A 7725-nucleotide genomic window follows, 5' to 3' on the forward strand; every position below is an offset into this window, starting at 1 on the left:
CCGTCCGCCGCGACGCGGAAGGACCCCCGCCGTGACCATCGTCGTGTTCGGTGTGAGCGGCTGCGGCAAGACGACATTCGGCCGTCAGATCGCGGACGTGGTCGGAGGCCCCTTCTTCGAGGCGACGACTTTCACAGCGCCGCGTCGATCGCCAAGATGCGTGGCGGGACCGGACTCGACGAGAAGGACAGGGCGCCGTGGCTGCGTCGGCTCAACGCGGTTGCTCGGGAGCAGGTCGATACCGCCGTCATCGCCTGTTCCGCCCTCACCCGGGTCTACCGGGACGTCCTGCGCACCGACGCCGCGGTGGAGTTCATCCACCTGGTGGTGACAGAGGAGCTCGCGCTGGATCGGCTCACGACGCGGGTCGGCCACTTCTTCCCCGCGTCGTTGGTCCGATCGCAGTTCGGGGTACTCGAGCCGCTCGGGCCCGACGAGCCGGGGATCACGCTCGACGGTGCCGCGCCCGTACCCGAGCTCCTCTCCCAGGCCCGGCGCCACGGACCTCGTCCACCGGACGATCTCACATGAGTTTCGTTGACTCGAGTGCTTCCTTGAGGTTGCGGTTGTAGCCGATCAGTGGCCGGCGGAGCACCAGTCCCAGCGCCAAGGCGGGCACGAGGAAGAGTGCGAGCCAGCCCAGGGATATCCAGAAGTCACCGTGATAGGTCCCGGCCAGCGCCGAGCGCATCGCGTTCATGGCGTGCGTCGCCGGCAGCCACGGGCTGATGGCCTGGAACCACCCGGGAAGGACCTCCAGCGGATACGCGCCCCCGGACGCGGAGATCTGGACGACGAGCAGGAGCACCCCGAGCGCCTTCCCGGCGTTCCCGAACGCCGCGACGAACGTGTAGATGAGCAGAGTAAAGACGAGGGACGTCATCCACCCCGCAAGGAGCAGCAGGAACGGATGGACCGGGTGTACCTGGACGAACAGGATGTTGCCGAGCGTGACCAGCGAACTCTGCAGGAATCCGATCAGGGCGACGATGCCGTAGCGACCGAGGTAGGACTGGGTGGGCGTGAGGGGAGCGCTGTCTGGCAGCGTGTCCTCGGGGACGTCGTCGCGGATCGAGACGGCGATCAGCAGCGCTCCCACCCACAATCCCAACACCGTGTAGAAGGGCGCCATCGCGGTGCCGAAGCTCTCGACGGGGAACACCGGCACGCGGTCGAGATCCACGGGAGCGGACAGCGAGGTGGCGAGTGTCTGTGCGTCGGTGCCGATCAGGTCGTTGAGGTCGCCGAGATCGCCGGAATCCATGGCCGTGGCCAGCGCCGATGCGAGTTCGTCGAACCGTCGGGCGGCATCGGTGAGCGAACCCGCCACCGAGGTGGTCGTCGACTCCGCTCGTGTGAGCGCACCGAGCAGTGAGTCGGTGTCGCCGGAGAGCGTCGTCCCCGTCCCGGACAGGTCCGCGCCGATCGATGCGATCCCGTCGTCAACCGAGGCGAGTGTGGTGGCGAGCTGATCCAGCTTCGGCTTGAGGCTGTCCGAGTACGCGGTCTCCGCGCCGCGGACGGCATCGCTCGCCTCGTCGATGAGGGCGCGGATCTCGCGCCGCGTGTTCTCGATGTTGGCGTTGTCCTCCGTCACCTGCGTGGCCGCGGCCTCGAGACGGTCGTGCAGCGCCTGCTGCTGTGCGATCGCGCCGTCGATCCTCGAGACGACCAGGTCGAGAGTGCCTCTGGCCACCTCGGGGGTCACCGGTCCGACCGTCGTGACCAGGGCGTCGCGCAGATCCCGGTACTGGTCGGTCTGCGTCTGCACCCTCTCCGCGAGCGCCCGGACCGCCGCCGCGGAGCTCTCCGACTGCGTATCGAGCGACGCGAACACCTCGTCTGCACGAGCCGACAACGCCGGGTAGCTCTCCGCGTTCGCGGTGAGAGCGGCCCCGAGGGACCCTGTCGCGGAATCCAGGGTCGACTTCAGCGACTTCGCCGCCTCCACTCCGCCGCCGATCGCCTCCGTGGTGTCGTCGAGCGCCCGGCCCGAGGCGATGACGGAATCCGAGGCACCGCTCACGAGCGGTTTGCTCGAGGCGATCAGGGACGTGAACATCGTCGCGGTGTCCGCCCCGGAGCGGAGCTGTGCCGCGACCGCACCGGCGTGTGCCTGGAGCCGGGAGAGGACGATCTGTGTGTCGGCATCGTTGAGATACTCGGAGAGCGTCGAGACGATGTTCAGTCCGGCTTCGCCGAGTGTCGCGGCGAAGGTCTCGTTGACCTGGGTGGCGACCTGACTCGCGCCCTGATCGGTGATCTTCGGCGAGAGGGCGTTCGTTTTCTCGTTGTCGTAGTAGTCGATCCCGATCCGTTCCGCGTCACCGGAGTAGAACGTCAGCATCTCTTTACTGAACGTCGGGGGGAGCACGATCGCGGCGTAGTACTTCTCCGACCTCGTGCCTCCGATGGCGTCTTCTGCGGAGGTGATCTCCCAGTCCAGGTTGTCGTTCGCGCGTAGCGCGGAGAGCACCTGGTCGCCGACGTTGATGCGGAGCGGGATGAGGTCGCTCTGATAGCCCTCGTCGGTGTTGGCCACGGCCACCTTGAGGTTCTGTGTGTTGTCGAACGGGTCCCAGCTCGAGATGACGTTGAACCAGGTGAACAGCGACGGAATCGCGATCAGTCCGAACAGGACGATCATCGCCATGACATTGCTCGTGGCCCGGCGCAGATCATGTCGGGCGAGCCGCCAGGTGTTTCTCATTCGGAGTCACCGCGTTGGTCGGGCTCGCCGGGCTGGTCGGCCTCGACGTCGGGCGTCGCCTGCGGCGACGCGCCCCCGGCGCGTGCGTCCGCGAGTGTCCGGCGCAGCTCCGCCTCCGGCATCCGACCCACCTCCGTGGCGAGCTGGAAACTCCGCTTGGTGTATTCGAGTGTCACCAGGACCAGGACGATGAGCAGGCTCCAGAGGACCCAGAATCCGAGGACCGTGGCCTTCCCGATCGGAGCCAGCCCTCCGACGAGCCCGATCAGCGCCACGCCCGCGATGCCGACCAGAGCGGTGAGACGCAACAGAGTCGGATAACGACGGGTGAACCGCTCCTCCTGACGTCTGATCGTGTTGCGGTACTCCTCGCGGTCCACCAGCGCGTCGATGAGCCGGGACAGTCGGTGGCGGCCGGACGCGATCTGCACGTCCTCGCTGACGAGCAGCCCCGTGTCGGCGATCCTGCGATTGAACAGCAGCGTGAGATTGCCCAGCCGCGGGCGAAGGAAGAGCCCGAGGGCGAACGCCAGCGCCACGTACACCGCGAGGACCGCCATGGAACGCCAGTAATGGCCGTCATAGAACCCGGCGAGCGTTTCCCGCAGCGCATTGATCCCGTACGAGAACGGGAAGAAGTTGTAGAGCGCACGGAAGAATCCAGGCATCACCTCGATCGGGTACAGGCCGGACGCACCGGGGATCTGCATGATCACGAGCAGCACGGCCAGTCCCTTGCCGACGAACCCGAAGGAGACCGAGAGCGCATAGATGATGCTGAGATACGCGAGGCCGATGAGCACACCGGTCCCGACAAACGCGAGGGCACTGGCCGCCTGCACGCCGATGAACAGGGTGCCGACGGTGACGATCAACGCCTGGACGATGCTCATAACGGCCAGTAGCAGCCAGCGTCCGAGATAGGCCTGGCGCGCGGTGATGCCCTCGACCCCCTTGGTATCGACCTCGAGTTTGAGGAGGACCACCAGGACGAAGCCACCGATCCAGAGTGCGAGGTTCACGAACAGGGGCGCCATCGCGGAACCGTAGTTGGCGACGGGGAAGACGGCGTGTTCCCGCACCTCGACCGGGGACACGAGGAACTGGCCGATCTGTTCGGTGTCCAAGCCCGTCACCGTCTGTAGCTGGTCCCATGCGTCGGCGGTGCCCAGGGCGAGCACATCGGTACGTACCTCCTCGAGTCCGGCCTGTGCGCCGGAGAAGTTGCCGTCGAGTGCGCCGAGTGCGGTGGACGCGGCGCCGAGTTGGTCTCCCAGCCCGGTGAGCAGGTTTTGCGCCTGCGAGAGCTGGGTACGTTGCGCGCCGAGTGCGGACGAGAGCCCGCCCGCGCTCGCGGACAGCGTGGACATGGAGTGGCCCAGCTCGGGGAAGGTCTGCAGGAGCACACCGCGGAGGGAACCGGCCGACGTGGCCGCACCCTGCACGGCGGAGTCGAGACCGTCCGCGGACTCCTCGATCGCCGAGGTCGCGGCGGCGGTATCTGTGGCCAGTCGCCGTAGCTCGTCGAGCAACTCCTCGTCGGCTGTGAGGCGGTCCTGCAGCGCCGTGACCGGGCCGCTCAGTTGCTGCGCGACGTCGGACCCCGGACCGGACCGGTCGCGGAGCGAACGCAACTCCGCGAGGGCATGGGTCCGCGCCGCGATGACCGCAATGACGTCGTCGATCGCGGAGCCGACTCCGGCCTCGGCCTGCCGTATCTCCGAGGACAACGTCGTGATCGATGCGTTCAGTCGCGCCGACGTCTCGGCGAGCAGCGTCACCCCCGACGTGTAGGCACCGGTCACCGAGTCGGTGACCGTGATCAACTCCTGCTGGGTCTCGGTGACGATCTCCTGTGCCTGGTTGACGGCGGTCTGGACGTCGCCGAGAGTGTCGTCGACCTTGCCGAGCGTGCCCTTCGCCGCGTCCAGCCGATCCTGGGCCTCGGCGAGGGTGCTGCGCAGCTCGGTGATCCGCTCGTGCGCGGATTCCACCGTGCCGACAGCGTCGTCGAGGGCGTCCAGGGTGTTGCCCTGCGCGTCGCGCAACCGCCCCTGAGCACTCCTGCCCGCGTTCTTCAGCTCCCCCGTCACGGCCTCCGCCACCACGGAGACGAACATGCTGTTGATCTGACTATCGAGCGTCGAGGCGCCGGCATCGGTGATCTTCGGGGCGACCGCGTTCGCCTTCTCGTTCACGTAATACTGCAGATTCGGACGGGTGAAACGGCCCGAGGTGACGCTGGTGAAGTCGCGGCTGAAGTCCGCGGGGATGACGATCGCCGCATAACTGTCACCGGTCTTGACGGACTCCATCGCGTCGTCCTCGTCGAGGAAGTGCCAGCCGAGTTGATCGTTGGCCTCGAGTTGGTCGACGACCTGGTCACCGACGTTGACGTCGCCGGTCGCCTCGGTGGAGGCACCCTCGTCGAGATTCACCACGGCGACGTCGATGCTGCGGGTGCTTCCGTACGGATCCCAGAAGCCGGCGATGTTCAACCACGCGTAGAGCGACGGGGTGATCATCATCCCGATCAGGATGATCCACGCCTTGCGCACGCGCCCGAGTCGCCTGACGTCACGGCTGAACACTCGCCACGCGTTGCCCATCACACCTCCGTGCGGATCGCTCCGGACCTGAATCATCGATCGGCTGCAACCTTAACGGGGCCTTCCGGATTCAGCGCCCCGTCCGGCTCACCGGACCGTGATGGCCGCGTCCCCGGCGGGAACGAGCTCGCCGATCACCGGCGCTCCGGGGACCTCCCCGGCCACGAGCAGACCGCCGGAGGTCTGGGCGTCCGCGAGCAGGAGCAACTCGTCCTCACCGACGTCCGAGGCGAGGTGTGGGCGCACCCAGTCGAGGTTGCGCCGCGTCCCGCCGCTGACGAACCCGTCGGCCAACGCCTGCCGCGCTCCGTCCAGGTACGGCACCGCGGCCGAGTCGATCACGGCCGAGACGCCGCTGGCTCGGGCCATCTTGAACAGGTGGCCGAGCAGGCCGAAACCGGTGACGTCGGTCGCGCAGACGATCCCGGCGGCCAGGGCGTCACGGGCGGCGACGTCGTTGAGGCGGGCCATTGTCGCGATCGCCTCCTCGCTCACCGCTCCGGTGTTCTTGTGCCGACTGTTGAGCACTCCGATCCCCAGCGGTTTGGTCAGCGACAGCGGCACGCCGGCGCGGCCGGCGTCGTTGCGCAGCAGACGGTCGGGGTCGGCGATGCCGGTGACGGCCATGCCGTACTTGGGCTCGGGGTCGTCCACGCTGTGCCCGCCGGCGACGTGGCAGCCCGCGCTCCCGGCGACGTCCTGGGCACCGCGCAGCACCTCGCCGGCCATCTCGTAGGGAAGCACGTCCATGGGCCAACACAGCAGGTTGATCGCCACGATCGGCGTGCCGCCCATCGCGTACACGTCGGACAGGGCGTTGGCCGCGGCGATCCGCCCCCAGTCGTAGGGGTCGTCGACGACGGGGGTGAAGAAGTCGGCGGTGCTGATCACGGCCTGACCCCCGGCGATCCGCACGGCGGCCGCGTCGTCGCCGTCGTCCAGGCCCACGATGAGCTCGGCCGCCGGGTCGTGGACGGGCGCGCCGACGAGTCCGGCGACTACGGACTCGAGCGCGCCGGGCGGGATCTTGCACGCGCAGCCGCCGCCGTGGGCGTAGGAGGTGAGTCGGGCGGGAACGGGAGCGGAGGTCATGGCCCAGACCATAGTGACATCGACGGGGGTGCGCCGCCTGTTGCATCGGCAGCGCGTGGCGCGGTTGACTCAGGTGTCGGCCATGGTGCTTACTCGTTCGTGAGGGAGGCGTCCGGGTACCTGGTGGTCCCCGCGGTCTTCAAAACCGACGTGACCGAGTATCTCGGTCAGGCGGGTTCGATTCCCGTCCGCCTCCGCCAACAGTTCTCGCCCGTCCTCGACCCGGCCACCGCGAGTGGGCGGCCCCGGTCGGCGGGACCGGGACCGGGGAAGAGGAGCGGGCCATCACAGAGCAGTCCACAACCGGCGATCCCCGTCGGCGCGTGCCCTCCACCGACACCGTACTCCGCGACCCGCGCCTGGCCGACTCGCTCGCCGGGCTGGGTCGCGAGCTGGTCAAGGCACGGATCCGAGACGCTCAGGGCCGGGTACGTGCCGGCGACCTGACCGCGTACGAGATCGTCGACGCCGTGCTGTCAGGGCTGCCGGCGGCGCCGGTCTCGCTCACCCGCGTCCTCAACGCGACCGGGGTGCTGCTGCACACCAATCTCGGCCGGGCACCCCTGTCGGAGGCCGCGGTGCGGGCGCTCGCCGAGGCGGCCGGGACCAACGACGTGGAACTGGACCTGGCGACGGGACGCCGCGGCAGGCGGGGTCGCGGAGCGCTGGGCGCCCTGCGCGTGGCGGTCCCGACGGCCGGGGACGTGCACGTGGTGAACAACGGTGCGGCCGCCCTCGCGCTGGCCGTGACGGCGCTGGGCGGCCCGGGGCGCACGGTGGTGATCTCGCGCGGCGAGATGGTCGAGATCGGCGACGGTTTCCGCCTGCCCGAGCTGCTCGAGTCCACGGGCACGCGCCTGCGGGAGGTCGGCACGACCAACCGCGTGAACGCCGACGACTACGCCCGCGCGATCGACGACACCACCGCGTTCGTCCTCAAGGTGCACCCGTCGAATTTCGTGGTGAGCGGCTTCACCTCGTCCGTCCCGCCCGCCGACCTCCGCGATCTCGGCGCGCCGCTGGTCGTCGATATCGGGTCGGGTCTGCTCGCGCCGCATCCCGCGCTCCCCGACGAGCCGGACATGACCACCACACTCGCGGCGGGCGCGGACCTCGTCACCTCGAGCGGCGACAAGCTGCTCGGCGGCCCGCAGGCCGGGATCCTGGCCGGCGACGCCGAGCTCGTCCACCGCCTGCGCCGCCACCCGCTCGCCCGCGCGCTGCGGGTCGACAAGCTCACGCTCGCCGCGCTCGAGGCGACGCTGCGGGGACCGCGCCCGCCCGTCGTGGTGGGGCTCGAGGCCGACCACGTCG

Annotated in this window: 5 protein-coding genes and 1 tRNA gene; 3 read left to right on the forward strand and 3 right to left on the reverse strand. The window is 69.0% G+C overall.

What is annotated here, in order from left to right; all coding sequences use genetic code 11:
- Positions 1-156 precede the first annotated feature (156 nt).
- On the forward strand, positions 157-531 hold the full coding sequence (locus HMPREF3086_RS08640; RefSeq protein WP_239550456.1) for a gluconokinase: 375 nt from the start codon (positions 157-159) through the stop codon (positions 529-531).
- Here HMPREF3086_RS08640 and HMPREF3086_RS08645 read toward each other — a convergent pair.
- The 3 genes from HMPREF3086_RS08645 to selD form a co-directional block, all read right to left on the reverse strand.
- Positions 524-2710 carry a YhgE/Pip domain-containing protein gene (locus tag HMPREF3086_RS08645; protein WP_070721362.1) on the reverse strand — a complete coding sequence of 729 codons (2187 nt, stop codon included), beginning with the start codon at positions 2708-2710 and terminating at the stop codon, positions 524-526. The two genes, HMPREF3086_RS08640 and HMPREF3086_RS08645, sit on opposite strands and share 8 nt — an antisense overlap.
- On the reverse strand, positions 2707-5319 hold the full coding sequence (locus HMPREF3086_RS08650; RefSeq protein WP_070721364.1) for a YhgE/Pip domain-containing protein: 2613 nt from the start codon (positions 5317-5319) through the stop codon (positions 2707-2709). The genes HMPREF3086_RS08645 and HMPREF3086_RS08650 overlap by 4 nt, the downstream gene beginning before the upstream one ends.
- A gap of 87 nt (positions 5320-5406) precedes the next feature.
- Complete coding sequence (gene selD / locus HMPREF3086_RS08655; protein ID WP_070721377.1) at positions 5407-6411, reverse strand: selenide, water dikinase SelD; 1005 nt, start codon at positions 6409-6411, stop codon at positions 5407-5409.
- A 104-nt stretch (positions 6412-6515) separates the two neighbouring features.
- Between selD and HMPREF3086_RS08660 the strand changes: the two genes are divergently transcribed.
- Together HMPREF3086_RS08660 and selA are read left to right on the forward strand one after the other, a co-directional pair.
- A tRNA-Sec gene (locus tag HMPREF3086_RS08660) sits at positions 6516-6611 on the forward strand.
- A gap of 123 nt (positions 6612-6734) precedes the next feature.
- On the forward strand, positions 6735-7725 hold a 991-nt coding region (gene selA / locus HMPREF3086_RS08665), incomplete at its 3' end, for an L-seryl-tRNA(Sec) selenium transferase (protein ID WP_070721366.1).

It is taken from the genome of Dietzia sp. HMSC21D01, from assembly GCF_001815995.1.
Classification (GTDB): Bacteria; Actinomycetota; Actinomycetes; order Mycobacteriales; family Mycobacteriaceae; genus Dietzia; species Dietzia cinnamea.

Bases quoted from the DNA above. Each gene is read 5' to 3' on its own strand.
- HMPREF3086_RS08645 (WP_070721362.1), bottom strand. From the start codon at position 2,710: ATGAGAAACACCTGGCGGCTCGCCCGACATGATCTGCGCCGGGCCACG.
- HMPREF3086_RS08640 (WP_239550456.1), top strand. From the start codon at position 157: ATGCGTGGCGGGACCGGACTCGACGAGAAGGACAGGGCGCCGTGGCTG.
- HMPREF3086_RS08650 (WP_070721364.1), bottom strand. From the start codon at position 5,319: ATGGGCAACGCGTGGCGAGTGTTCAGCCGTGACGTCAGGCGACTCGGG.
- selD (WP_070721377.1), bottom strand. From the start codon at position 6,411: ATGACCTCCGCTCCCGTTCCCGCCCGACTCACCTCCTACGCCCACGGC.